We start from the raw sequence: 25,948 nt of genomic DNA on the forward strand, positions 1-25,948 counted from the left end.
CCTCAGCGACAAGGAAAAACCCCGGCGTCAGTTCAGACGCCGGGGTTTTTGTTTGACCAATAGCAGACCGTAGACGTGATAGCAGCAGGCTACGGCGCAGGCTTACGAAGCCTGCGCCGCTATAGATGCTTAGGCGGCCGCCGAAACCTGCGCGCTGGTCGCAACCTCGGCGATGGTCTTCAGGATCTGCGAAGCGATCTGGTAGGGGTCGCCTTGCGAATTCGGGCGGCGGTCTTCCAGGTAGCCCTTGTAGTCATTGTTGACGAAGGAATGCGGCACGCGGATCGAGGCGCCGCGGTCGGCGATGCCGTAGCTGAAGCGGTTCCACGGCGCGGTCTCATGCTTGCCGGTCAGGCGCTTGTCGTTGTCCGGGCCGTAGACGGCGATGTGGTCCATCAGGTTCTTGTCGAATTGAGCCATCAGCGCTTCGAAATAGGCCTTGCCGCCGACTTCGCGCATATAGGCGGTCGAGAAGTTGGCGTGCATGCCCGAGCCGTTCCAGTCGGTGTCGCCGAGCGGCTTGCAGTGATACTCGATGTCGATCTCGTATTTTTCGGTCAGGCGCTGCAAGAGATAGCGGGCCATCCACATCTGGTCGGCGGCCTTCTTGGAGCCTTTGCCGAAAATCTGGAATTCCCACTGGCCCTTGGCCACTTCGGCGTTGATGCCTTCATGGTTGATGCCTGCTGCGAGGCAGAGGTCGAGATGCTCCTCGACGATCTGGCGCGCGATCGGGCCGACATTCGAATAGCCGACGCCGGTGTAGTACGGACCCTGCGGCGCCGGACAGCCGCTCTCGGGGAAGCCGAGCGGACGGCCGTCCTTGTAGAAGAAATACTCCTGCTCGAAGCCGAACCAGGCGCCCTCGTCGTCGAGGATGGTGGCGCGCTTGTTGGACACATGCGGCGTCACGCCATCTGGCATCATCACTTCGCACATCACCAGCACGCCATTGGTGCGGGCCGGATCGGGGAACACGGCAACCGGCTTCAGCACGCAATCGGAGCTATGGCCTTCGGCCTGCTGCGTCGAGGAACCGTCAAAGCCCCACAGCGGCAGCTGCTCGAGCGTCGGGAACTCGGCGAAGTCCTTGACCTGGGTCTTGCCGCGAAGATTGGGGACCGGCGTGTAACCATCGAGCCAGATATACTCGAGCTTGTATTTCGTCATTCTAGAGCCTCTCGTTGCTTGATCACCGAACCTGGATGACGCCGGCGCGCCGAGCCATCCAGCAGCCCAGCTGCCAAGCCAATAAAATGCAAATCGTGTGCCACTTCAGTTGGTCAGGGTGCGGCAAAATGCCCTTTCATGCCGGTGACGAAGGCAAGCCGCCTAAGCAATGCGCCCGGATCGATCAAAGGCAGAATTTGCTTAAATAACAGGCAAATGGCGATCTTTCTTTAGGCATCTTGCCTAAATGGATTGCAGGACTTACCTTGATGGAAAGATGAATCGAAGAGCCTCTCCAGAAGAAAGGAGACCGACCATGGAAATCACCTCAGCCCGTCCGTCGGCCAAAATCCTGATGTTCCCGGTGGCAGCGCGTGCGGGTGCCTCAAATTTAGGCGTAAAGGCCAAGTTTGCGGCAGAGCTTGCTTCGCTGCGCGCTCAGCCGCTTGACCATGGCGAGGCTTGGTATCATGAGGCCGCCATTGCGGACGCCGAACAGCCTCGCAAGAGCTAGGCGTCTTCCGCGCTGATAGATCGAACAGGCCCACAAATGAAAAACCCGGCGCGATCGCTCGCGCCGGGTTTTTTGTATGACACAGACCTGTCGGCTACTGTTTGGTATGCAGGTCGGTGCCGAGCGTATCCCTGACGAAGATCATGCCGATGATCAGCGACATTGCCGCGATCACCACCGGATACCAGAGCCCGTAGTAGATATCGCCCTTGTAGGCACTGAGCGCGAACACGATCGCCGGGAGGAAGCCGCCGAACCAGCCATTGCCGATGTGGTAGGGCAGCGACATGCCGGTGTAGCGGATGCGGGTCGGGAACATCTCAACCAGGATCGCCGCGATCGGCCCGTAGACCATGGTCACGTAGAGGACCAGGATGAACAGGATGCCGATGACCTTGGCCCAGTTGACCTGTGCCGGGTCGGCAAACATCGCAAACGCACCCGCTGCCGGAATGCTGTAGACAGTCACCTCGGTGGCGCCGGCTGCCTCATCCTTGGTCAGCACCTTGTCCTTGATCGCCTGCTCGGTCGGGACTGCGGTCTTTTCGCCTGCGCGGATGGCTGCCGCGTCGAGCTTCAGTTCGGGGTTGGCCGCGACAAAGGCGTCGAGCTTCTGGTCGGCAACCTTGGCGGCAGCACGCTTCAGCGGATAACCACCATCCTGCAAGGCAATATTGATTGCCTTGCCGAAGGCTGCCTCTTTGGCCTTCAATTGATCGCCAGCCGCGACCGCGTCATAGGATTCAGCTGTCTCGTTGCCGATCTTGACTGTAGCAGGCGTTCCAGCCGCTGCCGTCGTCACGACGTCATAAGGCACCGAGTTCTTGCTGAGAAAGGCGGTCGCGATATCGCATGACGTCGTGTATTTGAAAGTGCCCGTGGGGTTGAACTGGAATTTGCAGTCGCCAGGCGCGGCGGTCACAGTCGCACGCGTTGTCTGTTGTGCCGTTGCCAGAGCTGGATTAGCCGCCCAGGTCAGCGCCTTAAACAGCGGGAAAGTGGTGACGATCGCCAGCGCAAGACCGGCCATGATAATCGGCTTGCGGCCGATCTTGTCGGAAAGCCAACCGAACACGACGAAGAAGATCGCGCCTACCGCCAGCGCGATGGCGACCATGATGTTGACCGACTGCGCGTCCACCTTGAGCACATTGGTAAGGAAGAACAGTGCGTAGAACTGGCCGTTGTACCAGACCACGGCCTGGCCGGCGGTGAGGCCGAAAAGCGCCAGCAGCGCAATTTTTGCATTCTTCCATTGGCCGAAGGCTTCCGACAAAGGCGCCTTGGAGCCCTTGCCCTCTTCCTTCATACGGACGAAGGCCGGCGATTCCGAAAGCGTCAGGCGAATCCAGACCGATATTGCGAGCAGGATGGCCGAGAGTAGGAATGGAATGCGCCAGCCCCAGGCCGCGAAATCCTCCTTGCTCAACGAATTCTGCACGGCCAGGATGATGATCAGCGACAGGAACAGGCCAAGCGTCGCTGTCGTCTGAATCCACGACGTATAGAAGCCACGGCGATCGTCGGGTGCATGTTCGGCGACATAGGTCGCGGCACCGCCATACTCACCGCCGAGCGCCAGGCCCTGCAGCATGCGCAGCCCAACCAGGATGATGGGCGCCGCGATGCCCCAGCTCGCCGAACCGGGAAGCAGGCCGACCAGGAAGGTCGACAGGCCCATGATCGTGATGGTGACGAGGAATGTGTATTTGCGGCCGACGAGATCGCCGATACGGCCGAACACCAGCGCGCCGAACGGCCGCACGAGGAAGCCGGCAGCGAAAACCAGCAGCGTGAAGATGTTGCGCGTCCCCTCCGGATAAGAGGCGAAGAATGTGGTGCCGATTGCGGCCGCCAATGCGCCGTAGAGATAGAAATCATACCATTCGAAAACCGTGCCGAGCGAGGAAGCGAAGATGACTTTCTTCTCCTCCCGCGTCATGCCGCGGCTGCTTCCGCCGGCGGTCGATGCCAATGCCATTGAACTGTCCTCCCGTGAATCGTCTGCCTTCGACGCTGGGCGTCATCGTCGGCGTTCCCTCCGAACGCGACTCGAACCCGACATCGGCGTAAAAAATGACAGAAAGCGACCGCCGGAGGCAGACAGACCTTGGATTTATGACTTTGGTATTAGGTGCAGTGCGGCAAAAGGCCGAGGATCAGGTCTTCAGCGCATCGAGCAGGCCGACGGCCGCCATCATGTCGCGTTTGCGAGCCGAGCGGCGTGCGACAGCCTCGGCATCCTGGCCCCAATGCTCGATCTGCCAGTCCTCGTCGACATGGCCGGCGGCCCAAGCCGCATCGCCATCGAGCGCACCGTAATCGACCGCCAGCGCCAGCAGCGCCGACCCGGTCAGCGAAGTCATGACATGGATTGCAGCCAGCCGCAGCGGCTCGGCACGCTGGGCAAGATGGGCGCCGAGGACGGCGAGGCTTTCGCGCGGCTGCTCGACATGGATGATGCCCTCGGCGAGGTTGAACCGAGCCCCTAATGTCGCCCTCGCCCAGTCGATCACCGGATCCCAATGCTGGTTCTGCCGCTCGACCAGCCCCTGCGGCGCGTCGGCGCGGTAGCAGGTCAGATCGGACGAGGCGAAGCGCAAGACGTCCTCCAGCACCGCCTGCGGGTCGCTGGCGACGCCGTCGATGGCGGTGTTGACCAGACGCAGCACCGGCATCGTGACCGGGTCGATGGTCTCGCCCTGTGCAGCGAACTCATTGGCGACCAGGGCGGCGGCGTTTTCGGTCGGCAGCGCCAGCAGCGCCTTGCCCGGCGTGCGCACCGGCTTGCCGTCGAGATGGACGGCAAAACCGTCTTCCACAGCTGCGACCGACACGTCCTTGTAGAAGCGCTTCGGCAGGTGCGTCTTCATCTGGATCTGCGCGCGGCGCACCGGATCCGGATCGGACAGATGCTTTCCCGCTTCGAGGTCGTTGAGGATGTCACGCATGGTCGAACTTTCTATCCAGGTACCTGCTTGCGCGCCGGCCGGTTGACGATGATCAGGCCGACAGCGATCAGCCCAAGCGCCACAAAGATCCTGGTCGTCGGCGCCTCGCCCAGAATGATAGCGCCGCAGAGGACGCCGAACACCGGCGACAGGAAAGCGAAGCTCGACAGGGCCGATGCCGGATAGCGCCTGAGCAGCCAGAACCACAGCACATAGGTGAAGGCAACTATATAGAGCGACTGGAACAGCAGCGCCAATGTCGGCAAGGCACTGACCGCGCGGATCGGCGGGCCGGCGAAAGGCAGAACCAGGACACCGACAATGGCCGCACCGGCCAGCTGATAAAGCAGCAATTTCTCGGCACTGGTCTCGACCAGTTTCGAACGCTTGATGACGATACTGGTCGCCGCCCACAGAATACCGGAGCCGAGGCTGAGCAGATCGCCCATCAAGGTCACGTCGGTGCCGCCGGCAATCCCGTCTGAAAACACCGCCACCAGGCCGCAGAAGGCGAGAACGAGCCCGCCAAGCTTGCGCGCGTTGATACGCTCACCGAGCAGGAAATGGCCGCCGATCAGGACCCAGAACGGCATGGTGTTGACCAGCAGTGTGTTGCGGGCAACGGTCGTGTATTCCAGCCCGATATAGAGGCACAGGAACTCGACGCCGAACAGCACGCCGACGATGATGCCGGCGACAAGCGACCCGTCGGCCTTAAACAGCCTGATGCCGCGCAGCCAGCACCAGCCGAGCACACAGAGCCCGCCAATGATCGAACGTGCGATCGAGACGAAAACCGGATCGAAGCCGGCATAGGAGATCTTGGCGGCGACGTAGTTCAGCCCCCAGGAAAAGGTCAACCCGACCATGATGGAAGCAGCCGCCAGATCGACCGCATCGCGGCGATCCAATACCGAGGCAACGGCCAATGTCAGTCCTCCGCGCTGGCGTCGTCGAAGCCGATCAGGTTCCAGCTCTGGCGCATATGCGGCGGCATCGGCGCGGTGACGTCGATGACGCCCTTGTCCGGGTGCGGAATGACGATGCGGCGCGCATGCAGATGCAGGCGGTTCTGAATGCCGCCCGGAAAGTCCCAGTTGGTGTCGGCCTCGAAATATTTGGGGTCGCCAAGGATCGGGCAGCCGATATAGGCGGCATGAACGCGCAGCTGGTGGGTGCGGCCAGTGTACGGCTCCATTTCCAGCCAGGTCATCGTCTGGGCCGCCTGCTCGATGATGCGATAGTAGGACACGGCGTGGTCGGCGCCCTTTTCGCCATGGGCTGCCACGCGCACGCGGTCGCCGTCCTCGGTCGGTTCCTTGATCAGCCAGGTCGAGATCTTGTCCTCACGCTTGGGCGGGACGCCCTTGACCAGCGCCCAATAGGTCTTCTTGGTCTCGCGCGCCCGGAATGACTCGGAAAGCTTCATCGCCGCAAGCCTGGTGCGGGCAACCACCAACACGCCCGACGTGTCGCGGTCGAGCCGGTGCACCAGGCGCGGCTTCTCGCCCTTCTGGCTGCGCCAGGCCTCCAGCATGTCGTCGACATTGCGGGTGACGCCCGAGCCGCCTTGCACCGCCAGGCCCGCCGGCTTGTTGAAGACGAAGACTTTTGGATCTTCGTGGATCAGCATCTTGGCCAGCACATCGGCGTCGCCCTGGTTGCGGATCGAGTAACCCGTAAGCGCACTCTCGCCCTTCTTGTCGACCTCGAGCGGCGGCACACGCACCACCTGGCCGGGCTCGACACGGCTGTCGGCCTTGACCCGGCCGCCATCGACGCGGATCTGGCCCGAGCGCAGCAACTTCTGCAGATGGCCAAAGCCGAGACCGGGGAAATGGGTCTTGAACCAGCGATCGAGCCGCATGCCCGCCTCGCCGGCCTCCACCGTGATCTGTTCTACGCCTGCCATGATTTTCGCTTTATCCGTTTCTAGCGCGTGACCCCGAAAATCTACTCCGGCTTTCGGAAAGGATCATGCGCAAGATCAAAGTTTCTGCAGCGCGTCCAGAGGATGCGGCGTGCTCCAGGTCGGGGCAATAACACTATGAAACGGTTCTTGCGAGCCAAAGTCCCAGAAACAGGGCGATAATGGCGCCAACGACGCTGGCCAGCGCATATCCCAACGCCGGCAGCGTCGCTCCGCGCTCCCACAGGGTCGCGAAATCGAGCGAAAAGGCGGAGAAGGTGGTGAAGCCGCCAAGGATGCCGGTGGCGACGAACAGCCGGAGCTCATTGGAACCGCCGCGCCGCATCAGCGCGGCGATGAACAGCCCCATGGCAAAGGAGCCGACGATGTTGATCGCCATCGTCCCCCAGGGGTAGTTGGGGCCGACGAGGCGCAAGGCGCCGATGTTGGTAAGGTGGCGGATGCCGGCGCCGATGCCGCCGCCGACCACAACGAGAAGCAGATTGAACATGCCCAATCCCTTCAGGCCAACGCCTCAGGTCGTCTCGACCTTCTTTGCCTTGCTCGAGCCGATCATCTTCCAGTTCTTGTAGAACATGGAATTGATGCGCTCGACGGTGACCGAAACGATGGCCAGAAGTCCGGCGATGAAGCCGGGGAACGGCGACGGGCGGATGATGTCCATGAACACGCAGTAGCGGCGTCCGTCATACTCGTTGACCGAGCGGTGCAGCAGCGTGTCGTCGAAAATATAGAGTGGGTTGTCGTGCCAGTAATTCCTGGCGCCGTTGCATTCGACGAAAACCTCTGCCTTCACCGGCAAGAGATTGTAGAGGATGCGCAGGCTGAGCCGCAGCGGTCCGAAATGCCAGGAAGTCGATTCCTTGCCTCTGAAGACAGACACGGCAATGGTCTTGATGTATTTGAAATCCTTGTTGAATTCTGCGACATTGTCGATCCGGTGCTTGCCGTACCACTGATAGACATACATGCCGCGACGACCGGTGCCGAAATTGGCGTCGATATCGGCGATGATCTCGTCCTTGCGCGCCTTGAAGACGTCAAGAACCTCGTTGACCTCGCGCTGATAATCGGCAGGAAACTGCTCCAGCTTCCACACACCCGGGTTGCGGTAGCAAACGAGGTCCACCAGCAGATTGAAGGGCGACAGCAGCCAGGTGAAGATGCCATTGCCGAGGAAATAGCCGCGCAACAGCGACAGATCCTTGCCGGCGTTGCGCAGCACATCGATCAGGCCGCAGACGATCCAGATCGTGGTCAGGATCGGAATGAAATAGAAGCCGAGCGCGAGCAGCGGGACAGCAATCACAGCCTGGCGAAGCGTCTTGCGAAGGGATTTTGTCATTTCTGTTCGCGCGGCGCGCTGTCCCCGTTCCGAATTATCGCCCGTCCTGGCAGCCTCCCGGCCGAGTCATGCGACGTGATAGGGCTTTTTGTCATGCGGTACAATCACACTGCTGTGACTGGCGGGGACAGAATTTCAGTTCATCGCGGGCAGGCCGAGTTCGTCCCGTTTGTCCCGCGCGCCTATTTTTCCCGCTCGCTGCGCAGCTTTGCCCAATAGTCCAGCCGTTTCTTGATATCGCGCTCGAAGCCGCGTTCGGGCGGATCGTAAAAGATCTGCCGGCCCATCTTTTCGGGGAAATAGTCCTGGCCGGAAAAGGCATCGGGCTGGTCGTGATCGTAGCGGTAGCCGGCGCCGTAATCCCCCTCTTTCATCAGCTTGGTCGGCGCGTTGAGGATGTGCTTGGGCGGCAGCAGCGAACCGAACTCCTTCGCCGCCCGCGTGGCTGCCTTGAAGGCGGTATAGACGGCGTTGGATTTGGGCGCGGTGGCGAGATAGACGGTGGCCTCGGCGAAGGCCAGTTCGCCTTCGGGCGAGCCGAGGTAGTCGTATGCGTCCTTGGCGGCGTTGGCGATAACCAGCGCCTGCGGGTCGGCCAGCCCGATATCCTCCATCGCCATGCGCACCAGCCGGCGGCCGAGATAGAGCGGATCCTCGCCGGCGTCGAACATGCGGGCAAGATAATAAAGCGCCGCGTCCGGATCGGACCCGCGCACCGACTTGTGCAGCGCCGAGATCAGATTGTAGTGACCGTCCTGGCCCTTGTCATAGATCGGCGCGCGGCGCTGCACGATGCGCTGCAACCCTTCGGGATCAAAAACCTCGCCGGGTTTGGCGGCGCGCCAGACTTCCTCGGCCAGCGTCAGCGAGGCCCGGCCGTCGCCATCGCTCATGCGGATGAGCATCGCCCGCGCCTCGTCGTCGAGCGGCAGCGCCCTGCCCTCCGTCTCCTCCGCCCGCGTCATCAGTTTGGCGATGCTGTCCTCGCCCAGCGAGTGAAACACCAGCACCCGCGCTCGCGACAGAAGCGCGGCGTTCAGCTCGAACGATGGATTTTCGGTGGTGGCGCCGACCAGAACAACTGTTCCATCCTCCATGACCGGGAGGAAAGAGTCCTGCTGGGCACGGTTGAAGCGATGGATCTCGTCGACGAACAGCAGCGTCTGGCGGCCATTGGTGCGGCGCAGCTTCGCTGCTTCGAACACTTTCTTCAGGTCGGCGACGCCGGAAAACACCGCCGATATCTGCTCGAAAGCAAGACGGGTCTCGCCGGCCAGCAGCCGCGCAACGGTAGTCTTGCCGGTGCCGGGTGGCCCCCAGAAAATCATCGAGCCGAGCGAACCGGAGTTGATGAGCCGCGTCAGTGCGCCGTCGGGGCCGGTCAGATGCTCCTGGCCGACGACCTCGCCAAGGTTTTTCGGGCGCAGCCGATCGGCCAAAGGCCGGCCGGGCGGCGCTCTTTCCGGTTCATCGACGCTGAACAGATCGGCCATCTAGGTCTTCTGGTTGGAGCACGATCCTCAGAAATGGGAAGATCGCCTCAGTAACGCAACACCTGGCGCAGTATCTGCCCGCCGCGCTCGACGGTAAAGCGCCACCAGCGCGTATCCTGCTGGGCAAGCTGCGCCAGTGTCGCCGCCGTATCGACGGTGGTGCCGTTCACCTCGCGCACGATGTCGCCGGGCTGGAAGCCGAAATCGGCAGCCGGCGAATCGCGGTTGATGTCGACCACGATGACGCCCTTGAGGTCGGTGCGCAGGCCAAGCCGCTGGGCGAGCCTGGGCGACAGTTCCGCGACCTTGGCGCCGGAGAATGGGCTGCGGCCATGCAGCGTCACTTCCGACGCCTTGGCGCCTTCCGGCGCGCGCTCCAGTGCAATCTCCATCGTCGCCTGCTGGCCCTTGCTCAGGATGGCGAAGGTCGCCTTGGTGCCGATCGACAGGGTCGCCATGCGGTAGTCCAGCGCCTCGATGCCTTCGACGGTCGTGCCATTGAGCTGCAGCACGACGTCGCCGGGCTTCAGCCCTGCCTTGGCCGCCGGTCCGGCTTCCTCGACCGACGACACCAGCGCGCCGGTCGGCTTCTCCATGCCAAGCGATTCGGCGATCTGCGGTGTGACCGCTTCGAACTCGGCGCCTATATAGGGCCGCTCGAAGAAATCGAGCCCGGCCTTGGCCGCGTCGGCGAAGGCGCGCACCATGTTGGCCGGGATGGCAAAGCCGATGCCGATCGAGCCGCCGCTGCGGCTGTAGATGGCGGTGTTGATGCCGACCAGCTGGCCGCCCATGTTGATCAGCGCGCCGCCGGAATTGCCGGGATTGATGGCGGCGTCGGTCTGGATGAAGTAGCCCGAATCCGAAACGCCGATATGGCTGCGGGCAAGCGCCGACACGATGCCGCTGGTGGTGGTCTGGCCGACGCCGAACGGATTGCCGATGGCCAGCACCAGGTCGCCGACCTCGAGCGCGTCGGAATCGCCGATGGCGATCACCGGAAAGGGCTTGTCGGAGTTGATCTTGAGCACGGCGAGGTCAAGCGTCTCGTCCTTGAGCATGACCTTCGAGGTGAATTCGCGCCCGTCGGCGGTCGCGACCTTGACCTCGTCGGCATCCTTGATCACGTGGAAATTGGTGACGACGACGCCGCTTGGATCGACCAGCACGCCCGAGCCGAGCGATGATTGCGCGCGCGGCTGCGCGCGGCCGAAGAATTCCTCGAAGAAAGGATCGCCGTCGAAGGGCGACGTGACCTTGGCCGTCTGCGAAGCATAGACATTGACCACCGCCGGCGCCGTCTGCTTGACCAGGGGCGCAAACGACAGCTGTACCTCTTCGCGGCCGAACGGCACGCGCTTGTCGGGACCGGAGGTGCCGTTCTCGCCTTCGACGCCATGCAGGAGGTCGGTCAGCACATCGGAGAGCCCCGGATCGGCTGGCTTGGCGGCGTCCTCGGCCAGAGCCTGCCTGACTGTCGGCGCGGCTGCGAACGCCATCATGGCGAAGAGCAGAACAAGAGACAGTCGGTTGGCGCGCATTCGCGAATCCTCCAAGGCAAGTTCGGGGGCATTGTCCCGACGATTGTGCAGAATGAAAGGCTAATGCACTGAAATGCGGCGATTGTCGTGCAAAAGCACTTGGCCGGCAGGCAAAAAAAGCCCGGCGAAGCATGCCCTTGCGACAATGCAAAAAAGGGGCCCGAAGGCCCCTTGAAAGTCATTTGCGAAAACCGAGCCTTATGCGGCAGTGGCTTCCTCGTTGGCGCCTTCGGCTTCGAGGCGGGCGCGGTCGCCGGCGCCCTTGGCGTCGGTGTCGCGGTCGACGAACTCGATGACCGCCATGGCGGCATTGTCGCCGTGGCGGAAGCCCGCCTTCATGATGCGCAGATAGCCGCCGTTGCGGTCGGCGTAGCGCGGCGCAATCGTGTCGAACAAACGCTTGACGACGCCTTCATTGCCGATCTGGGCAATGACCTGGCGGCGCGCATGCAAGTCGCCGCGCTTGCCGAGCGTCACCAGCTTCTCGACGATTGGACGCAAATCCTTCGCCTTCGGCAGGGTGGTGACGATCTGCTCATGTTCGAGCAGCGACACGGCGAGGTTGGCGAACATCGACTTGCGATGGCTAATGCTTCGGGCGAAGCGGCGGCCTTTAAAACCGTGGCGCATGGCTCTTTTCCTTCAGTTGTTCAAGAGGCCACGGCCTCTGATGGTTTTCCGCATGACCGTCGGATCGAGCGGCCCACGCCGCCGATCCTTGGACTTCATGCTCAATATTGGTCTTCGTAACGCTTGGCGAGGTCTTCGATGTTTTCCGGCGGCCAGTCCGGCACTTCCATGCCGAGGTGCAGGCCCATCGCCGCGAGCACTTCCTTGATCTCGTTCAGCGACTTGCGGCCGAAGTTCGGGGTGCGCAGCATCTCGGCTTCGGTCTTCTGGATGAGATCGCCGATGTAGACGATGTTGTCGTTCTTCAGGCAGTTGGCCGAACGCACCGAAAGCTCGAGTTCGTCGACCTTCTTGAGCAGCGCCGGGTTGAAGGCAAGCTCGGTGACGGCCTCGGTGGCGACTTCCTTCTGCGGCTCGTCGAAGTTGACGAACAGGCCAAGCTGGTCCTGCAGGATGCGGGCGGCGAATGCCACCGCGTCCTCGCCCGAGATCGAACCGTCGGTCTCGATGGTCATGGTCAGCTTGTCATAGTCGAGAACCTGGCCCTCGCGGGTGTTCTCGACCTTGTAGGAGACCTTCTTGACCGGCGAATACAGGCTGTCGACCGGGATCAGGCCGATCGGCGCGTCTTCGGCGCGGTTGCGGTCGGCCGGCACGTAACCCTTGCCGGTGTCGACGGTGAATTCCATGCGGATTTCAGCGCCCTCGTCCAGCGTGCAGATGACGTGGTCGGGGTTGAGGATCTCGACGTCGCCAACCGTCTGGATGTCGCCAGCCAGAACCGCACCCGGGCCCTGCTTGCGAACGACCATGCGCTTGGGACCATCGCCTTCCATGCGGATGGCGATTTCCTTGATGTTGAGGACGATGTCGGTCACGTCCTCACGCACGCCGGCAATCGACGAGAATTCATGCAGAACGCCGTCGATCTGCACGGCGGTGACAGCCGCACCGCGCAGCGAAGACAAAAGCACGCGGCGCAGCGCGTTGCCGAGCGTCAGGCCGAAGCCACGCTCGAGCGGCTCGGCGACCAGCGTGGTCAGCGTCTTCTTCTTCGACGAGAACTCGATCTTGTTCGGCTTGATCAGTTCCTGCCAATTTTTCTGGATCATGATGCTTTCCTTCCGTTGACCCGCCACCATCCAATCGTGGCGGGCGACCTGGAGTGCCGTGGAGGAGCGCCTTGAGGCGCTCACGCGGCGTTCGGTAATGTCTTAGACGCGGCGCTTCTTGCGCGGGCGGCAGCCATTGTGCGGGATCGGCGTCACATCACGGATCGAGGTGATGGTGAAGCCGGCCGCCTGCAGGGCGCGAAGCGCCGATTCACGACCGGAGCCGGGTCCGCAGACCTCGACTTCGAGCATGCGCATGCCGTGTTCCTGGGCCTTCTTGGCGACGTCTTCGGCAGCCATCTGGGCGGCGAACGGGGTCGACTTGCGCGAACCCTTGAAGCCCTGGGCACCGGCCGACGACCAGGCAATGGAATTGCCCTGCGCGTCGGTGATGGTGATCATCGTGTTGTTGAAGGTCGAATTGACGTGGGCAACGCCCGACGAGATGTTCTTGCGTTCGCGACGGCGAACACGAGCGGCTTCCTTGGCCATGATAGTCCTTTCAGTTGATCTCTACACCGCCGTAATGCCAGCGGCTCCACCTTTGAAAGCGAGTAGTGAGCAGGGACCAGCGAATAGGGAACCCCTACTCGCTAATGGCTACTCGCTATTCGCTCACTTACTTCTTCTTGCCGGCAATCGACTTGGCCGGGCCCTTGCGGGTGCGTGCATTGGTGTGCGTGCGCTGGCCGCGAACCGGCAGCGAACGGCGGTGACGCAGACCGCGGTAGCAGCCGAGGTCCATGAGACGCTTGATGTTCATCGACACTTCGCGGCGCAGGTCGCCTTCGACCTGGTAGTCGCGGTCGATGGTCTCGCGGATCTGCAGCACTTCCGCGTCGGTCAGCTGGTTGACGCGGCGCTCGGCCGGGATGCCGACCTTGTCGACGATCTCCTGGGCGAACTTCTTGCCAATGCCGTGAATGTACTGAAGCGCAATGACGACGCGCTTGTTGGTCGGAATGTTGACGCCGGCTATACGAGCCATATTCTTCTCTTCTCCATGTGGGACCGGCCGGCCTTCAAAAAAAGGCATGCGCGGCGCTGTTCAAATTACCCCGCGTCCGGTGGAGGCCGGCCCTTGCGGGAGTTCCCTAGTTTCAATGCGGCTGCCTTGCCCTTGCGGACAAGCAAGCCTCATGCCTGATAGGAAGACGGGCCGCCATAACCCAGCGAACCGTTCCAGTCAAGCGCAATCTTTACTTTACCGTAACGGTCTCCCGCGTCACCGCCGCGAGCAGCGCTTCAATCTCCGCCGTCACGGTGTCGACAGGGGCCATGCCGTCGACACTCCTAAGCGAGCGTTTGGCATAATAATAGCCGATCAGAGGCGCGGTCTTCTTGTAATATTCCCGCAGGCGCTCTTCGAACACCACCGGATTGTCGTCCTTGCGCACCGGCTGTCCGGCGGCCTTGGCGTCGTCGGCGCGCTTGACGATGCGGGCGACCAGCGCTTTGTCGTCGACGACGAACTCGATCACGGCATCGAGGTCAATGCCGCGCTCGGCGAGCATCGATTCAACCGCATCAGCCTGCACCAGCGTGCGCGGATATCCGTCGAGGATGAAACCGTTGGTGCAATCGGGCTGATCGATGCGCTCGGCCACGATGGCGTTGACGATGGCGTCGGAAACCAGCTCGCCGGCATCCATCACCGCCTTGGCGCGCTTGCCGACTTCGGTGCCGGCCTGCACGGCCGCCCGCAGCATGTCACCCGTCGACAGCTGCGGTATGCCGTATTTTTCTACCAGTCTTTGTGCTTGCGTCCCCTTGCCCGCTCCTGGCGGCCCAAGCAATATCAATCTCATCTGGCCTTCTTCCCCCCGCGCAGCTTCGACTTCTTGATCAGGCCCTCATACTGGTGCGCGATCAGGTGACCCTGGATCTGCGCCACCGTATCGAGGGTTACACTGACCACGATCAGAAGCGATGTGCCACCGAGGTAGAATGGTACGCCAGTCGCCGAAATCAGGAACTCGGGCAGCAGGCACACCAGCACCAGATAGATGGCGCCGACGACGGTGATGCGCGTCAGGACATAGTCGATGTAATCGGCGGTGCGCTCACCCGGACGGTAGCCCGGAATGAAGCCGGAATGCTTCTTGAGCTGGTCGGCGGTGTCCTTCGGATTGAACACGATGGCCGTGTAGAAGAAGGCGAAGAACACGATCATTGCCGCATAGAACAGCATGTAGAGCGGCTGGCCGTGGCCGAGCGAGGCGAGCACGGTGCTTGCCCATGCCGGCAGGTTTGTCGTCTGCGAGAAGCCAGCGACCGTTGCCGGCAGCAAAAGCAGCGACGACGCGAAGATCGGCGGAATGACGCCCGACGTGTTGAGCTTCAGCGGCAGATGCGAGGTATCGCCCTGGAACATGCGGTTGCCGACCTGGCGCTTCGGATACTGGATCAGCAGGCGGCGCTGCGCGCGCTCGAAGAACACGATCAGCGCGATGACGATGATGGCCAGCACGATGATCGCGAGTATCAGCCCGGTCGATAGGGCGCCGGTGCGGCCGAGCTCCAGCGTGCCGGAGATGGCGCGCGGCAGGCCGGCGACGATGCCGGAAAAGATGATCAGCGAAATGCCGTTGCCGATGCCGCGGGCGGTGATCTGCTCGCCCAGCCACATCAGGAACATGGTGCCGCCAACCAGCGTGACGACGGTCGAGATGCGGAAGAACATGCCGGGATCGTTGACGATGCCGTTGCCGCCTTCCAGGCCCACTGAAATGCCGTAGGCCTGCACCAGCGCCAAGAGCACCGTGCCGTAGCGCGTGTACTGGTTGATGACCTTGCGGCCCTGCTCGCCTTCCTTTTTCAGCGCTTCCAGCGACGGAATGACCGAGGTCATCAGCTGCATGATGATGGAGGCTGAGATGTAAGGCATGATGCCGAGCGCGAAGATCGCCATGCGCTGCACGGCGCCGCCGGCGAACATATTGAACATGCCGAGCACGCCCTTGGCCTGCGAAGAGAAGGCCTGCGCGAATGCATCCGGATTGATGCCGGGCAGCGGGATATAGGTGCCGAGGCGATAGACGAGCAGCGCGCCGACGGTGAACCAGATTCGCTTCTTCAGGTCCTCCGCCTTGGCGAAAGCCGCAAAGTTCAGATTCGAGGCTAGTTGTTCAGCAGCCGAAGCCATGCCTGATTCTCCGCTAGAGCATGATGCCGAAAAGTGTGAAGCGGTTTTCGGACAACGTCATGCGCTACTTCTTTGATTTGTATGTCACGCTCGATGCCCGCAGCTCAGGCGGCGCGTGGCACCGAAGCTCACGAGATAAGCTCCGGGCTCTAAACATGCAAGCGGCCGCGTTGACGCGGCCGCCTAATTGATTGGATCAAAGCGCAATCGTGAACAAAAACGGATACCGTTCCTGCCGGCCGCGCTTCAAATTGCCGTTACTCCGCTGCCGCTTCCGGCAGCTTGACCGAACCGCCGGCCTTTTCGATCTTCTCGATCGCGGCCTTGGAGGCGCCGGCGACGTCGAAGGCAAGCTTTGCCTTGAGCTCGCCGTCCGAGAGGATGCGCACGCCGTCCTTGACGCGGCGGATGACGCCGGCGGCAACGAGTGCCTCGGCCGTCACGGTCGCCTTGGCGTCGAGCTTCTTGGCATCGAGCGCCGTCTGGATACGAGCCAGCGACACGACGACAAAGCTCTTGGCGAAGATGTTATTGAAGCCACGCTTCGGCAGGCGCCGATAGAGCGGCATCTGGCCGCCCTCGAAGCCGTTGATGGCAACGCCGGAGCGCGCCTTCTGGCCCTTGACGCCGCGACCGCCGGTCTTGCCCGAGCCGGAGCCGATGCCACGGCCGAGACGCTTCTTGGAGTGCGTCGCGCCGTCCTTGTCACGCAGATCGTTGAGTTTCATCTGGGTTCTCCTGCGCTTTTGCTCAGCCCTCGTCCACGACGCGGACGAGATGCTGGACGGCAGCGATCATGCCGCGCACCGAGGGAGTGTCCTCCAGCGTGCGCTGCTTGTGCATCTTGTTGAGGCCGAGGCCGACCAGCGTTGCGCGCTGTTCCTTCGGGCGGCGGATCGGCGAACCGATCTGCTCAACGGTGATGGTCTTGGTTGCTTTCTTGGCCATGGTCAAAATCCCTGGTCAGATCGACTATTCTTCAGCCGCAACGGCGGTGCCGCGGCGGGCCTGAAGGGTCGAATACTTGATGCCGCGCGCAGCAGCCACATCCTTGGGATGCATCTGGCTCTTCAGCGCGTCGAACGTGGCGCGAACCATGTTGTAGGGGTTCGACGAACCCATCGACTTGGCGACCACGTCATGCATGCCGAGCGTCTCGAAGACAGCGCGCATCGGGCCGCCGGCGATGATGCCGGTACCCTGCTTGGCAGCGCGCAGCAGCACGCGTCCGGCACCCCAGCGTCCTTCGACGTCGTGGTGCAGCGTGCGGCCAGAGCGCAGCGGCACGAAAATCATGTCGCGCTTGGCCGACTCGGTTGCCTTGCGGATCGCTTCCGGCACTTCGCGCGCCTTGCCGTGACCGAAGCCGACGCGGCCCTTCTGGTCGCCGACGACGACGAGTGCTGCAAAACCGAAGCGACGGCCGCCCTTGACGACCTTGGCGACACGATTGATGTGGACGAGCTTGTCCACCATGCCGTCATCGCGTTCTTCACGATCGCGGCCGCGGCCGCCATCCCTACGTTCCTGTGCCATATCCTGTTCCTTGTTTTTTTCCGGAAGCACGGTTGCTGATAAGATCCGGTGCGCCTCTTTGGGTCACCGGGGGCGAACTATTTTTCCTTGCATGATCTTGTCCGAAAAGTCTGCAACTTTTTGCTGCGCTGACCTTCGGTTCGGGATCAGGCAATTAGAAGCTCAGACCGCCTTCACGGGCAGCCTCGGCCAGCGCCTTGACGCGGCCGTGATAGATGTAGGCGCCGCGGTCGAAGACGACTTCCTTGACGCCGGCCTTCGAAGCGCGCTCGGCGATCAGCTTGCCAACAGCGGCTGCTGCCTCGGTGTCGGCGCCGGTCTTGAGCGAACCCTTGAGGTCCTTCTCGAGTGTCGATGCAGCCGCGATGGTATGGCCCTTGGCGTCGTCGATGACCTGCACGTAGATGTTCTTCGACGTGCGGTGAACCGAGAGACGCGGACGTTCGCCGGCGACCTTCTTGATCTGGCGGCGGACGCGCTGCGCGCGGCGCTGGATGGATTCCTTGGTAGCCATGATAGTCTTCCTTGCCTTCAAAAAACGGGGGCCGCCATGTGCGGTAGGCGAAAGCGCCACCCGCGACCGCTCCCCGCGGCGTTAAACTTCTTTGGCTTGGCCTTTTCCGAAAAGTCTGCAACTTTTCGGGGCCAAGCCTACTACTTCTTCTTGCCTTCCTTGCGGACGATCTTCTCGCCGGCATAGCGGACACCCTTGCCCTTGTAGGGCTCGGGACCGCGATACTCGCGGATCTCGGCTGCAACCTGGCCGACCTGCTGCTTGTCGATGCCGGTCACGGTGATTTCCGTCGGCTTCGGCACAGTGATCGTGATGCCGGCCGGCGTCTCGTAAACGACGTCGTGGCTGAAGCCAAGCGCGAGCTGCAGGTTCTTGCCCTGAAGTGCCGCGCGATAGCCGACGCCGGTGATCTCGAGCTTCTTCTCGAAACCGTCCTTGACGCCCTGCAGGATGTTGACGATCTGCGTGCGCGACATGCCCCACTTGGAGCGGGCAGTCTTGGTCTGGTCGCGCGGCTGGACAGCGATTTCGCTGCCTTCCATCTTGACCAGCACTTCGTCGTTCACCACGAACTTCAGCTCGCCCTTGGGGCCCTTCGCCGTCACGGTCTGGCCGTTGACGGTCGCGGTCACGCCCTGCGGCAGCGAAACGGGTTTCTTTCCAATACGAGACATTTGGTTGTCCTCGTCACTTCTCTTGTTTCAGGTCTGCCGAATTAGAAAATCTGGCAGAGGATTTCGCCGCCGACATTCTGTTCGCGTGCTTCGTGATCGGCCATCACGCCCTTCGGCGTCGAAAGGATGGCGATGCCGAGGCCGTTGGCGACGTGCGGGATCGACTTGGCCGAAACGTAAACGCGGCGGCCAGGCTTCGAGACGCGGGCGATTTCGCGCACGACCGGAGCACCGTCGAAATACTTCAGCTCGATTTCGATTTCGGACTTGCCGTTGTCGAAGTCGGTCTGGCTGTAGTCGCGGATATAGCCTTCAGCCTTCAGCACGTCGAGGACGCGGGTACGCAGGCGCGAGGCCGGCGTCGAAACGCTCGACTTCTTGCGGCCATACGCGTTGCGGATGCGGGTCAGCATATCGCCGAGAGGATCGCTCAATGACATGTTATGTCCTCCTTACCAGCTCGACTTGACCAGGCCCGGGATCTGGCCGTTATTGCCGAGATCACGAAGCGCGATGCGCGATACTTTGAGCTTGCGATAATAGGCGCGCGGACGGCCGGTAACTTCGCAGCGGTTGCGGATGCGGATCTTGGCCGAGTTGCGCGGCAGGGCAGCAAGCTTCAGCTGAGCGCGGAAACGCTCTTCCATCGGCTTGGACTGGTCCATGATGATCGCCTTGAGCGCTGCGCGCTTGGGACCGTACTGGTCGGCAAGCTTGCGGCGCCTGTTGTTCTTCTCGACTGAGCTGGTCTTTGCCATTTCAGATTTTTCCTTTTCTCGCTGCCGTTACTGGCGGAAGGGGAAGTTGAAGGCCTTGAGCAACGCCCTGGCTTCGTCGTCCGTCTTCGCAGTCGTACAAACGATGACGTCCATGCCCCAGATCTGATCAACCTTGTCGTAGTTGATCTCCGGGAACACGATGTGTTCCTTGATGCCCATGGCGTAGTTGCCACGGCCATCGAAGCTCTTCGGATTCAGTCCGCGAAAGTCGCGGACGCGCGGCAGTGCGATGTTCACGAGACGGTCGAGGAACTCGTACATGCGTTCCTTGCGCAGCGTGACCTTGGCGCCGATCGGCATCTTCTCGCGGACCTTGAAGCCGGCGATCGAATTACGGGCGCGGGTGACGACGGCCTTCTGGCCGGCGATCATCGCCAGGTCTTCGGCCGCGATCGAAGGCTTCTTCGAATCCGCGGTCGCTTCGCCGACGCCCATGTTCAGCACGATCTTGTCGATGCGCGGAACCTGCATCTCGTTCTCGTAGCCGAACTGCTCCTGCAGCGCCTTGCGGATGGTCTCGTTGTAGACCTGCTTGAGGCGCGGCGTGTTCTGGGCCTTGGACTGTTTGCTTTCAGCCTTGGGCTTCGTGGTTTGAGCCTTAGCCATTGATGACTTCTCCCGAGCGCTTGGCGACGCGCACCTTCTTGCCGTCCTTCTGGAAGATGAAGCCGACGCGGGTCGGCTTGCCATCCTTGGGGTCGGCCAGCGCGATGTTCGACAGCTGGATCGGCGCTTCCTTGGTGATGATCCCGCCCTCTTGGGACTGGGACTGCTTCTGGTGACGACGGATCATGTTGACGCCGCGCACCAGCGCGGTGTCTTCCTTCGGCTGAACCGAGAGGACTTCGCCCGAACGGCCCTTGTCCTTGCCGGCCAGCACGACGACCTTGTCGCCTTTTCTAATCTTTTGCATTGGTCCGGCTCCTTACAGCACTTCAGGCGCGAGCGAGATGATCTTCATGTGGTTCTTGGCGCGGAGTTCGCGCGGAACCGGTCCGAAGATACGCGTGCCGATCGGCTCTTTCTTGTTGTCGACGAGAACGGCCGCGTTCTTGTCGAAACGGATCACGCTGCCGTCCGGGCGGCGGATGTCCTTGGCCGTGCGAACCACGACCGCCTTCATCACATCGCCCTTCTTAACGCGGCCGCGCGGAATGGCTTCCTTGATCGACACCACGATGATGTCGCCTACGGAAGCGTATTTCCGCTTCGAGCCGCCCAGCACCTTGATGCACATGACACGACGGGCGCCGGAATTATCCGCGACGTCGAGGTTTGTTTGCATCTGAATCATGACTGGCCGCCTTCTTCTCTTCTAACGGGACGGGCTCAAAGCCCCTCCCCGGTCTGTCCAAAATTCGGTTTGTTACGCCTGGTCCGAAGACACGACGATCCAGCGCTTGTCCTTGGAAATCGGCTTCGATTCCTGGATGAACACCTGATCGCCGACCTTGTGGGCGTTGTTCTCGTCGTGCGCCTTGTACTTCTTGGTCATGCGCACGGTCTTCTTCATCACGGGATGCGTGAAGCGCCGTTCGACCTTGACGACTACCGTCTTCTCGTTCTTGTCGCTGACGACAGTGCCCTGCAGAATGCGCTTTGGCATGATTTTCGTCCTTAAGCCTTCTTGGCCGCGGACTTTTCCGCAGCGATGGTCTTGATACGCGCAATGTCCTTGCGAACCTGCCGCACGCGCGCGGTCTTCTCGAGCTGGCCGGTGGCCTTCTGGAAGCGCAGGTTGAACTGCTCCTTCTTCAGGCTGGCCAGATCGTCGGTCAGCTGGTCCTGGGTCTTCGTCCGGATGTCTTCGGCTTTCATGATCAGCCCGTCCTTATTCTGCGATGCGCTGTACGAAGCGCGTCCTGACCGAGAGCTTGGCCGCGCCGAGACGCAGCGCCTCACGGGCGGTTTCTTCGTTGACGCCGTCGATCTCGAACATGATGCGGCCCGGCTTGACGCGCGCCGCCCAGTAATCGACAGCGCCCTTGCCCTTGCCCATGCGCACTTCGGTCGGCTTCGACGTCACCGGCACATCAGGGAAAATACGGATCCACACGCGGCCGGCACGCTTCATCTCACGAGTGATCGCGCGGCGGGCCGCCTCGATCTCACGCGCGGTGACGCGGTTCGGTTCAAGCGCCTTCAGCCCGAAACCACCGAAATCCAGGTTGGTGCCGCCCTTTGCGGTACCATGGATACGGCCCTTGAACTGCTTGCGGAACTTTGTGCGCTTTGGCTGCAGCATCGTTCTAACTCCAAATTCCTAAATAATCAGGCGTTTTCGCGACGACGACCGCGTTCGCGATCACCACCACCGCCATGCGCAGCATCACCCTCGGTCGCGCGACGCTCCGAAGCCATCGGATCGTGCTCGAGGATTTCGCCTTTGAACACCCACACCTTGACGCCGCAGATGCCGTAAGCCGTGTGCGCCTCGGCCGTGCCATAGTCGACATCGGCGCGCAGCGTATGCAGCGGCACGCGGCCCTCGCGGTACCATTCCATGCGCGCAATCTCGGCGCCGCCGAGACGGCCGGCGCAGTTGATGCGGATGCCTTCGGCGCCCAGGCGCATGGCCGACTGAACGGCGCGCTTCATGGCGCGGCGGAACGCGATACGACGCTCGAGCTGCTGGGCGATCGACTGGGCGACCAGGGTCGCGTCGATTTCCGGCTTGCGCACTTCAACGATGTTCAAGTGCGTCTCGGACTTCGTCATCTCCATCAGCTTCTTGCGAAGCTTCTCGATGTCGGCGCCCTTCTTGCCGATGATCAGGCCCGGGCGCGCCGCATGGATGGTGACGCGGCACTTCTTGTGCGGGCGCTCGATCACGACCTTCGAAATCGCAGCCTGCTTGAGTTCCTTTTCAAGATATTTGCGGATCTTGATGTCCTCATGCAGCAGCTTGCCGTACTCGCCGGTGTTCGCGAACCAGCGCGAATCCCAGGTGCGGTTGATGCCGAGGCGCAGACCGATCGGATTGACTTTCTGGCCCATTATGCGGCCTCCCCTTTTTCTTCGACTTCACGAACGACGATCGTGAGGTGCGAGAACGGCTTTTCGATACGGCTGGCGCGACCGCGGCCACGAGCATGGAACCGCTTCATGACGATCGACTTGCCGACATAGGCTTCCGCCACGATCAGCGCATCGACGTCGAGGTCGTGGTTGTTTTCCGCGTTGGCGATCGCCGATTCCAGCGTCTTCTTGACCGTGCCGGAAATCCGCTTGGCCGAGAATTCGAGATCGGAAAGCGCTGTCGCGACCTTCTTGCCGCGGATCAGCGCGGCAACCAGGTTCAGCTTCTGCGGGCTGATACGGATCGTGCGCAGAACGGCGCGCGCTTCGTTGTCAGCAAGCCTGCGCGGAGCTTTGGCCTTGCCCATGATTATTTCCTCTTCGCCTTCTTATCCGCGCCGTGACCGTAATAGGTCCGGGTCGGAGCGAATTCACCGAACTTGTGACCGACCATGTCCTCGTTCACCGAGACGGGAACATGCTTCTGGCCGTTGTAGACACCGAAGGTGAAGCCGACGAACTGCGGCAGGATGGTGGAGCGACGGCTCCACATCTTGATCACCTCATTGCGACCACCTTCACGAACCTTGTCCACCTTCTTGAGAAGGTAGCCGTCGATGAAGGGGCCTTTCCAAATAGAACGAGTCACTTGGCGTTACCTCTTCTTAGCTCTTGCGCTGATGGCGCGAGCGCAGGATGAACTTGTCGGTCGCCTTGTTGGACCGCGTCTTCTTGCCCTTGGTCGGCTTTCCCCACGGGCTGACCGGATGACGGCCACCGGAGGTGCGGCCTTCACCACCGCCATGCGGATGGTCGACCGGGTTCATGGTCACGCCGCGATTGTGCGGGCGCTTGCCGCGCCAGACCGTGCGGCCGGCCTTGCCGTCGTTGATGTTGCCGTGGTCGGGGTTCGACACGGCGCCGACGGTGGCCATGCAGGAGCCGTGAACGACACGCTGCTCGCCCGAGTTGAGGCGCAGGATCGCCATGCCCTGGTCGCGACCGACCAGCTGGCCATAGCCACCCGCCGAACGTGCGACCTGGGCACCCTTGCCCGGCTTCAGCTCGATGTTGTGGACGATCGTGCCGACCGGCATCGAGGCCAGCGGCATCGCATTGCCTGGCTTCACGTCGACCGATTCACCGGCCACGATCTTGTCGCCGGCGGCAAGGCGCTGCGGAGCGATGATGTAGGACAGCTCGCCATCGTCATACTTGATCAGCGCGATGAAGGCGGTGCGGTTCGGATCGTATTCAATGCGCTCGACCGTGCCGACGACGTCGAACTTGCGGCGCTTGAAGTCGATGATGCGGTACGAACGCTTGTGACCGCCGCCGATGAAGCGGGCCGTGATGCGGCCGTGATTGTTGCGGCCGCCCGACTTGGTCAGGCCTTCGGTCAGACCCTTGACGGGCTTGCCCTTGTAGAGGCCCGAGCGGTCGACGATGACCAGCTGGCGGGTGCTCGGCGTTACCGGGTTGAATTTTTTAAGTGCCATGTTTGTTGTCCTCGCGGCCTAGCTCAGAGACCCGTCGCGACGTCGATCGACTGGCCGTCGGCCAGTGTCACAATCGCCTTCTTGACGTCGCTCTGGCGGCCGATCGTGCCGCGGAAGCGCTTGATCTTGCCCTTGCGGACAAGCGTGTTCACGGCCGTAACCTTGACGCCAAACAGCGCTTCGACAGCGGCCTTGATTTCCGGCTTCGACGCCTTCTTGGCGACGTTGAAAACAACCTGGTTGTTCTCGGAAGCCATGGTCGACTTTTCGGTGATCGCCGGCGAGACGATCACGTCGTAATGACGGAGGTCGGTCATTTAAAGCGCTCCTCGAGAGCCTCGACGGCGGCCTTCGAAAGGACCAGCGTGCCGCGGCGCAGAATGTCGTAGACGTTGATGCCCTGGATGGGCAGCACGTCGATGTTCGGGATGTTGGTCGCCGCCAGCTTGAAGTTCTGGTCAAGCTCGGCACCGCCAATCACCAAGGCGTTGGTCAGGCCCAGTGTCGCGAAATTCGCGATCAGCGCCTTCGTCTTGGCCTCGGTCAGCTTCAGCTCGTCGATGATGATGATCGACGCGCTCTTGGCCTTGGCCGAGAGAGCATGCCGCAAGCCCAGAGCGCGCACCTTCTTCGGCAGATCGTGCTCGTGGCTGCGAACGACCGGGCCGTGGGCCTTGCCGCCGCCGCGGAACTGCGGAGCGCGTGCCGAATGGTGACGGGCGCGGCCCGTACCCTTCTGCTTGTACATCTTGGCGCCGGTGCGCGCGATTTCGGCGCGGCCCTTGGCCTTGTGCGTGCCCTGCTGGCGCTTGGCCAGCTGCCAGCGCACGACGCGCTGCAGGATGTCCTCGCGCGGATCAAGGCCGAAAATCTCCTCGGAGAGTTTCACCTTGCCTGCGTCCTTGCCGCCAAGCGTTGTGATCTTGAGATCCATTATTCTGCTCCCTCTGCGGCCGGAGCCTCGTTCTTCGCGCCACTCTCGGCTGCAACGGCGCGGATCGCGGCAGGCTTCGGCGCATTGGCCGGCAGTGCCACCTTGGCCGCATCGCGGACCAGGATCCAGGCGCCCTTCGATCCGGGAACCGCACCGCGGATCAGGATCAGGCCGCGATCGGCGTCGGTCGAAACGATCTCGACATTCTGTGTGGTGACGCGGGTGTCGCCCATGTGGCCAGCCATATGCTTGCCCTTGAACACTTTGCCCGGGTCCTGACGCTGGCCGGTCGAACCGTGCGTACGGTGCGAAACCGAGTTGCCGTGCGTCGCGCGGCCACCACCCATGTGGTGGCGCTTGATGACGCCCTGGAAACCCTTGCCGATTGTCGTCCCCGTCACATCGACCTTCTGGCCGGCGACGAAGTGCTCGACGGTGATCTCGGCGCCGACATCGATCATGTTGTCGGCGGAGACGCGGAACTCGGCGACCTTCGCCTTCGGCTCGACGGAAGCGGTCGCGAAATGGCCGCGCATCGCCTTCGACGTGTTCTTCACCTTGGCAAGGCCAACGCCGAGCTGGACGGCGGTATAGCCGTTCTTCTCCTGCGTGCGCTGAGCCACGACCTGGCAGTTCTCCATCTGAAGAACGGTGACGGGAACATGTTCCCCGGCATCATTATAGATGCGGGTCATTCCCACCTTCTTTGCAATCACACCTGAACGCATCGGTTCAATTCCTTTAGAGTTCCGGGCCAGGGGCACCGCCCCTTACCGCGCTCTCATTCCCTTAGAGCTTGATCTCGACGTCGACACCGGCGGCCAGATCGAGCTTCATCAAAGCATCGACCGTCTGCGGGGTCGGATCGACGATGTCGAGCAGACGCTTGTGCGTGCGCATCTCGAACTGCTCGCGGCTCTTCTTGTCGACGTGAGGCGACCGGTTGACCGTGAACTTTTCGATCCGCGTCGGCAGCGGAATGGGGCCGCGGACGTTTGCTCCGGTGCGCTTGGCCGTCGACACGATTTCTTTCGTCGAGGCGTCGAGCACGCGGTGATCAAACGCCTTCAGGCGGATGCGGATATTCTGTCCGTTCATGCGTCACTTCCTTGTTCTGGCGCGGCGCGGGCAAATCCTGCGCCCGCGACAGATCGGTTTAAGTC

At 62.0% G+C, this 25,948-nt stretch carries 37 protein-coding genes; 1 reads left to right on the forward strand and 36 read right to left on the reverse strand.

The features are described from left to right. Nucleotides 1-129: 129 nt before the first annotated feature. Entirely contained in the window at nucleotides 130-1,170 is a 1,041-nt protein-coding gene (locus tag NLY37_RS09415; RefSeq protein WP_023743041.1) for a glutamine synthetase beta-grasp domain-containing protein, read from the reverse strand. A 316-nt stretch (nucleotides 1,171-1,486) separates the two neighbouring features. Between NLY37_RS09415 and NLY37_RS09420 the strand changes: the two genes are divergently transcribed. After that, nucleotides 1,487-1,684 carry a DUF2735 domain-containing protein gene (locus NLY37_RS09420; protein ID WP_023743042.1) on the forward strand — a complete coding sequence of 66 codons (198 nt, stop codon included), beginning with the start codon at nucleotides 1,487-1,489 and terminating at the stop codon, nucleotides 1,682-1,684. 94 nt (nucleotides 1,685-1,778) lie between these two features. Here NLY37_RS09420 and NLY37_RS09425 read toward each other — a convergent pair whose 3' ends face one another. From NLY37_RS09425 to rpsJ, 35 genes are all read right to left on the reverse strand, one after another. After that, entirely contained in the window at nucleotides 1,779-3,665 is a 1,887-nt protein-coding gene (locus NLY37_RS09425; RefSeq protein ID WP_023743043.1) for an MFS transporter, read from the reverse strand. Between the two features lie 178 nt (nucleotides 3,666-3,843). Next, nucleotides 3,844-4,635: an ATP12 family chaperone protein gene (locus NLY37_RS09430; protein WP_023743044.1), complete on the reverse strand. Its 792-nt coding sequence runs from the start codon at nucleotides 4,633-4,635 to the stop codon at nucleotides 3,844-3,846. A gap of 11 nt (nucleotides 4,636-4,646) precedes the next feature. Beyond that, nucleotides 4,647-5,504 (reverse strand): DMT family transporter, encoded by an 858-nt coding sequence (locus NLY37_RS09435; RefSeq protein ID WP_084559035.1) that lies wholly within the window; start codon nucleotides 5,502-5,504, stop codon nucleotides 4,647-4,649. 62 nt (nucleotides 5,505-5,566) lie between these two features. Then, complete coding sequence (locus tag NLY37_RS09440) at nucleotides 5,567-6,547, reverse strand: RluA family pseudouridine synthase (protein WP_023672769.1); 981 nt, start codon at nucleotides 6,545-6,547, stop codon at nucleotides 5,567-5,569. A gap of 133 nt (nucleotides 6,548-6,680) precedes the next feature. Further along, nucleotides 6,681-7,055 (reverse strand): fluoride efflux transporter CrcB, encoded by a 375-nt coding sequence (gene crcB / locus NLY37_RS09445; protein WP_023688419.1) that lies wholly within the window; start codon nucleotides 7,053-7,055, stop codon nucleotides 6,681-6,683. A gap of 24 nt (nucleotides 7,056-7,079) precedes the next feature. Then, nucleotides 7,080-7,910 (reverse strand): aspartyl/asparaginyl beta-hydroxylase domain-containing protein, encoded by an 831-nt coding sequence (locus NLY37_RS09450; RefSeq protein ID WP_023743046.1) that lies wholly within the window; start codon nucleotides 7,908-7,910, stop codon nucleotides 7,080-7,082. Nucleotides 7,911-8,092: 182 nt separating this feature from the next. After that, nucleotides 8,093-9,403, reverse strand: coding sequence for a replication-associated recombination protein A (locus NLY37_RS09455; protein ID WP_023714163.1), 1,311 nt, complete (start codon nucleotides 9,401-9,403; stop codon nucleotides 8,093-8,095). A 47-nt stretch (nucleotides 9,404-9,450) separates the two neighbouring features. Beyond that, nucleotides 9,451-10,944: a DegQ family serine endoprotease gene (locus NLY37_RS09460; protein ID WP_023743047.1), complete on the reverse strand. Its 1,494-nt coding sequence runs from the start codon at nucleotides 10,942-10,944 to the stop codon at nucleotides 9,451-9,453. A 198-nt stretch (nucleotides 10,945-11,142) separates the two neighbouring features. Beyond that, nucleotides 11,143-11,574 (reverse strand): 50S ribosomal protein L17, encoded by a 432-nt coding sequence (rplQ, locus tag NLY37_RS09465; RefSeq protein ID WP_023691248.1) that lies wholly within the window; start codon nucleotides 11,572-11,574, stop codon nucleotides 11,143-11,145. 101 nt (nucleotides 11,575-11,675) lie between these two features. Then, complete coding sequence (locus tag NLY37_RS09470) at nucleotides 11,676-12,686, reverse strand: DNA-directed RNA polymerase subunit alpha (protein ID WP_023682599.1); 1,011 nt, start codon at nucleotides 12,684-12,686, stop codon at nucleotides 11,676-11,678. A gap of 102 nt (nucleotides 12,687-12,788) precedes the next feature. After that, on the reverse strand, nucleotides 12,789-13,178 hold the full coding sequence (gene rpsK, locus NLY37_RS09475; RefSeq protein ID WP_006205444.1) for a 30S ribosomal protein S11: 390 nt from the start codon (nucleotides 13,176-13,178) through the stop codon (nucleotides 12,789-12,791). Nucleotides 13,179-13,305: 127 nt separating this feature from the next. Continuing rightward, nucleotides 13,306-13,674, reverse strand: a complete 369-nt coding sequence (gene rpsM, locus NLY37_RS09480; RefSeq protein WP_006205445.1) for a 30S ribosomal protein S13 — start codon at nucleotides 13,672-13,674, stop codon at nucleotides 13,306-13,308. A gap of 211 nt (nucleotides 13,675-13,885) precedes the next feature. Then, nucleotides 13,886-14,494 carry an adenylate kinase gene (locus NLY37_RS09485; protein ID WP_023714162.1) on the reverse strand — a complete coding sequence of 203 codons (609 nt, stop codon included), beginning with the start codon at nucleotides 14,492-14,494 and terminating at the stop codon, nucleotides 13,886-13,888. Beyond that, nucleotides 14,491-15,831: a preprotein translocase subunit SecY gene (gene secY, locus NLY37_RS09490; RefSeq protein WP_023672761.1), complete on the reverse strand. Its 1,341-nt coding sequence runs from the start codon at nucleotides 15,829-15,831 to the stop codon at nucleotides 14,491-14,493. Before secY ends, NLY37_RS09485 begins: the two co-directional genes overlap by 4 nt. 257 nt (nucleotides 15,832-16,088) lie before the next feature. Continuing rightward, complete coding sequence (gene rplO / locus NLY37_RS09495) at nucleotides 16,089-16,559, reverse strand: 50S ribosomal protein L15 (protein ID WP_023672760.1); 471 nt, start codon at nucleotides 16,557-16,559, stop codon at nucleotides 16,089-16,091. Nucleotides 16,560-16,581: 22 nt separating this feature from the next. Continuing rightward, the gene (gene rpmD / locus NLY37_RS09500) at nucleotides 16,582-16,779 is read right to left on the reverse strand and encodes a 50S ribosomal protein L30 (protein WP_006205449.1); all 198 of its coding nucleotides are present in this window, start codon (nucleotides 16,777-16,779) and stop codon (nucleotides 16,582-16,584) included. A gap of 24 nt (nucleotides 16,780-16,803) precedes the next feature. Next, nucleotides 16,804-17,367 carry a 30S ribosomal protein S5 gene (rpsE, locus tag NLY37_RS09505; protein WP_006333394.1) on the reverse strand — a complete coding sequence of 188 codons (564 nt, stop codon included), beginning with the start codon at nucleotides 17,365-17,367 and terminating at the stop codon, nucleotides 16,804-16,806. Between the two features lie 154 nt (nucleotides 17,368-17,521). Continuing rightward, nucleotides 17,522-17,881, reverse strand: coding sequence for a 50S ribosomal protein L18 (gene rplR, locus NLY37_RS09510; protein WP_023682602.1), 360 nt, complete (start codon nucleotides 17,879-17,881; stop codon nucleotides 17,522-17,524). Nucleotides 17,882-18,021: 140 nt separating this feature from the next. Further along, nucleotides 18,022-18,555, reverse strand: coding sequence for a 50S ribosomal protein L6 (gene rplF / locus NLY37_RS09515; protein ID WP_023682603.1), 534 nt, complete (start codon nucleotides 18,553-18,555; stop codon nucleotides 18,022-18,024). Nucleotides 18,556-18,596: 41 nt separating this feature from the next. After that, complete coding sequence (rpsH, locus tag NLY37_RS09520) at nucleotides 18,597-18,995, reverse strand: 30S ribosomal protein S8 (protein ID WP_006205453.1); 399 nt, start codon at nucleotides 18,993-18,995, stop codon at nucleotides 18,597-18,599. A 12-nt stretch (nucleotides 18,996-19,007) separates the two neighbouring features. Then, nucleotides 19,008-19,313, reverse strand: a complete 306-nt coding sequence (gene rpsN, locus NLY37_RS09525) for a 30S ribosomal protein S14 (RefSeq protein WP_010909282.1) — start codon at nucleotides 19,311-19,313, stop codon at nucleotides 19,008-19,010. Nucleotides 19,314-19,340: 27 nt separating this feature from the next. Then, nucleotides 19,341-19,940 carry a 50S ribosomal protein L5 gene (rplE, locus tag NLY37_RS09530; protein WP_023672755.1) on the reverse strand — a complete coding sequence of 200 codons (600 nt, stop codon included), beginning with the start codon at nucleotides 19,938-19,940 and terminating at the stop codon, nucleotides 19,341-19,343. Then, on the reverse strand, nucleotides 19,933-20,247 hold the full coding sequence (gene rplX, locus NLY37_RS09535) for a 50S ribosomal protein L24 (protein ID WP_013531428.1): 315 nt from the start codon (nucleotides 20,245-20,247) through the stop codon (nucleotides 19,933-19,935). Before rplX ends, rplE begins: the two co-directional genes overlap by 8 nt. A gap of 12 nt (nucleotides 20,248-20,259) precedes the next feature. Continuing rightward, nucleotides 20,260-20,628 carry a 50S ribosomal protein L14 gene (rplN, locus tag NLY37_RS09540; RefSeq protein ID WP_006205457.1) on the reverse strand — a complete coding sequence of 123 codons (369 nt, stop codon included), beginning with the start codon at nucleotides 20,626-20,628 and terminating at the stop codon, nucleotides 20,260-20,262. 72 nt (nucleotides 20,629-20,700) lie between these two features. Then, nucleotides 20,701-20,940, reverse strand: a complete 240-nt coding sequence (gene rpsQ, locus NLY37_RS09545) for a 30S ribosomal protein S17 (protein ID WP_010909280.1) — start codon at nucleotides 20,938-20,940, stop codon at nucleotides 20,701-20,703. Nucleotides 20,941-20,951: 11 nt separating this feature from the next. After that, on the reverse strand, nucleotides 20,952-21,152 hold the full coding sequence (gene rpmC / locus NLY37_RS09550; RefSeq protein ID WP_006205459.1) for a 50S ribosomal protein L29: 201 nt from the start codon (nucleotides 21,150-21,152) through the stop codon (nucleotides 20,952-20,954). Between the two features lie 13 nt (nucleotides 21,153-21,165). After that, a complete protein-coding gene (gene rplP, locus NLY37_RS09555) occupies nucleotides 21,166-21,579 on the reverse strand; it encodes a 50S ribosomal protein L16 (RefSeq protein ID WP_006205460.1) in 414 nt (137 codons plus the stop codon). Nucleotides 21,580-21,605: 26 nt separating this feature from the next. Beyond that, nucleotides 21,606-22,331, reverse strand: a complete 726-nt coding sequence (rpsC, locus tag NLY37_RS09560; RefSeq protein ID WP_023672753.1) for a 30S ribosomal protein S3 — start codon at nucleotides 22,329-22,331, stop codon at nucleotides 21,606-21,608. Further along, nucleotides 22,331-22,720, reverse strand: coding sequence for a 50S ribosomal protein L22 (gene rplV / locus NLY37_RS09565; RefSeq protein WP_006205462.1), 390 nt, complete (start codon nucleotides 22,718-22,720; stop codon nucleotides 22,331-22,333). Before rplV ends, rpsC begins: the two co-directional genes overlap by 1 nt. Nucleotides 22,721-22,722: 2 nt before the next feature. Beyond that, the gene (rpsS, locus tag NLY37_RS09570; RefSeq protein ID WP_006205463.1) at nucleotides 22,723-23,001 is read right to left on the reverse strand and encodes a 30S ribosomal protein S19; all 279 of its coding nucleotides are present in this window, start codon (nucleotides 22,999-23,001) and stop codon (nucleotides 22,723-22,725) included. 16 nt (nucleotides 23,002-23,017) lie between these two features. Beyond that, entirely contained in the window at nucleotides 23,018-23,851 is an 834-nt protein-coding gene (rplB, locus tag NLY37_RS09575) for a 50S ribosomal protein L2 (RefSeq protein WP_023706515.1), read from the reverse strand. 23 nt (nucleotides 23,852-23,874) lie between these two features. Then, nucleotides 23,875-24,168, reverse strand: a complete 294-nt coding sequence (locus NLY37_RS09580) for a 50S ribosomal protein L23 (RefSeq protein WP_023672751.1) — start codon at nucleotides 24,166-24,168, stop codon at nucleotides 23,875-23,877. Beyond that, the gene (gene rplD / locus NLY37_RS09585; RefSeq protein WP_023672750.1) at nucleotides 24,165-24,785 is read right to left on the reverse strand and encodes a 50S ribosomal protein L4; all 621 of its coding nucleotides are present in this window, start codon (nucleotides 24,783-24,785) and stop codon (nucleotides 24,165-24,167) included. Before rplD ends, NLY37_RS09580 begins: the two co-directional genes overlap by 4 nt. Continuing rightward, nucleotides 24,785-25,513, reverse strand: a complete 729-nt coding sequence (gene rplC / locus NLY37_RS09590; protein ID WP_023682606.1) for a 50S ribosomal protein L3 — start codon at nucleotides 25,511-25,513, stop codon at nucleotides 24,785-24,787. Before rplC ends, rplD begins: the two co-directional genes overlap by 1 nt. Before the next feature lie 61 nt (nucleotides 25,514-25,574). After that, nucleotides 25,575-25,883 (reverse strand): 30S ribosomal protein S10, encoded by a 309-nt coding sequence (gene rpsJ, locus NLY37_RS09595; protein ID WP_010909272.1) that lies wholly within the window; start codon nucleotides 25,881-25,883, stop codon nucleotides 25,575-25,577. Nucleotides 25,884-25,948 lie beyond the last annotated feature (65 nt).

Source organism: Mesorhizobium sp. C395A (assembly GCF_030323205.1).
Lineage (GTDB): Bacteria > Pseudomonadota > Alphaproteobacteria > Rhizobiales > Rhizobiaceae > Mesorhizobium.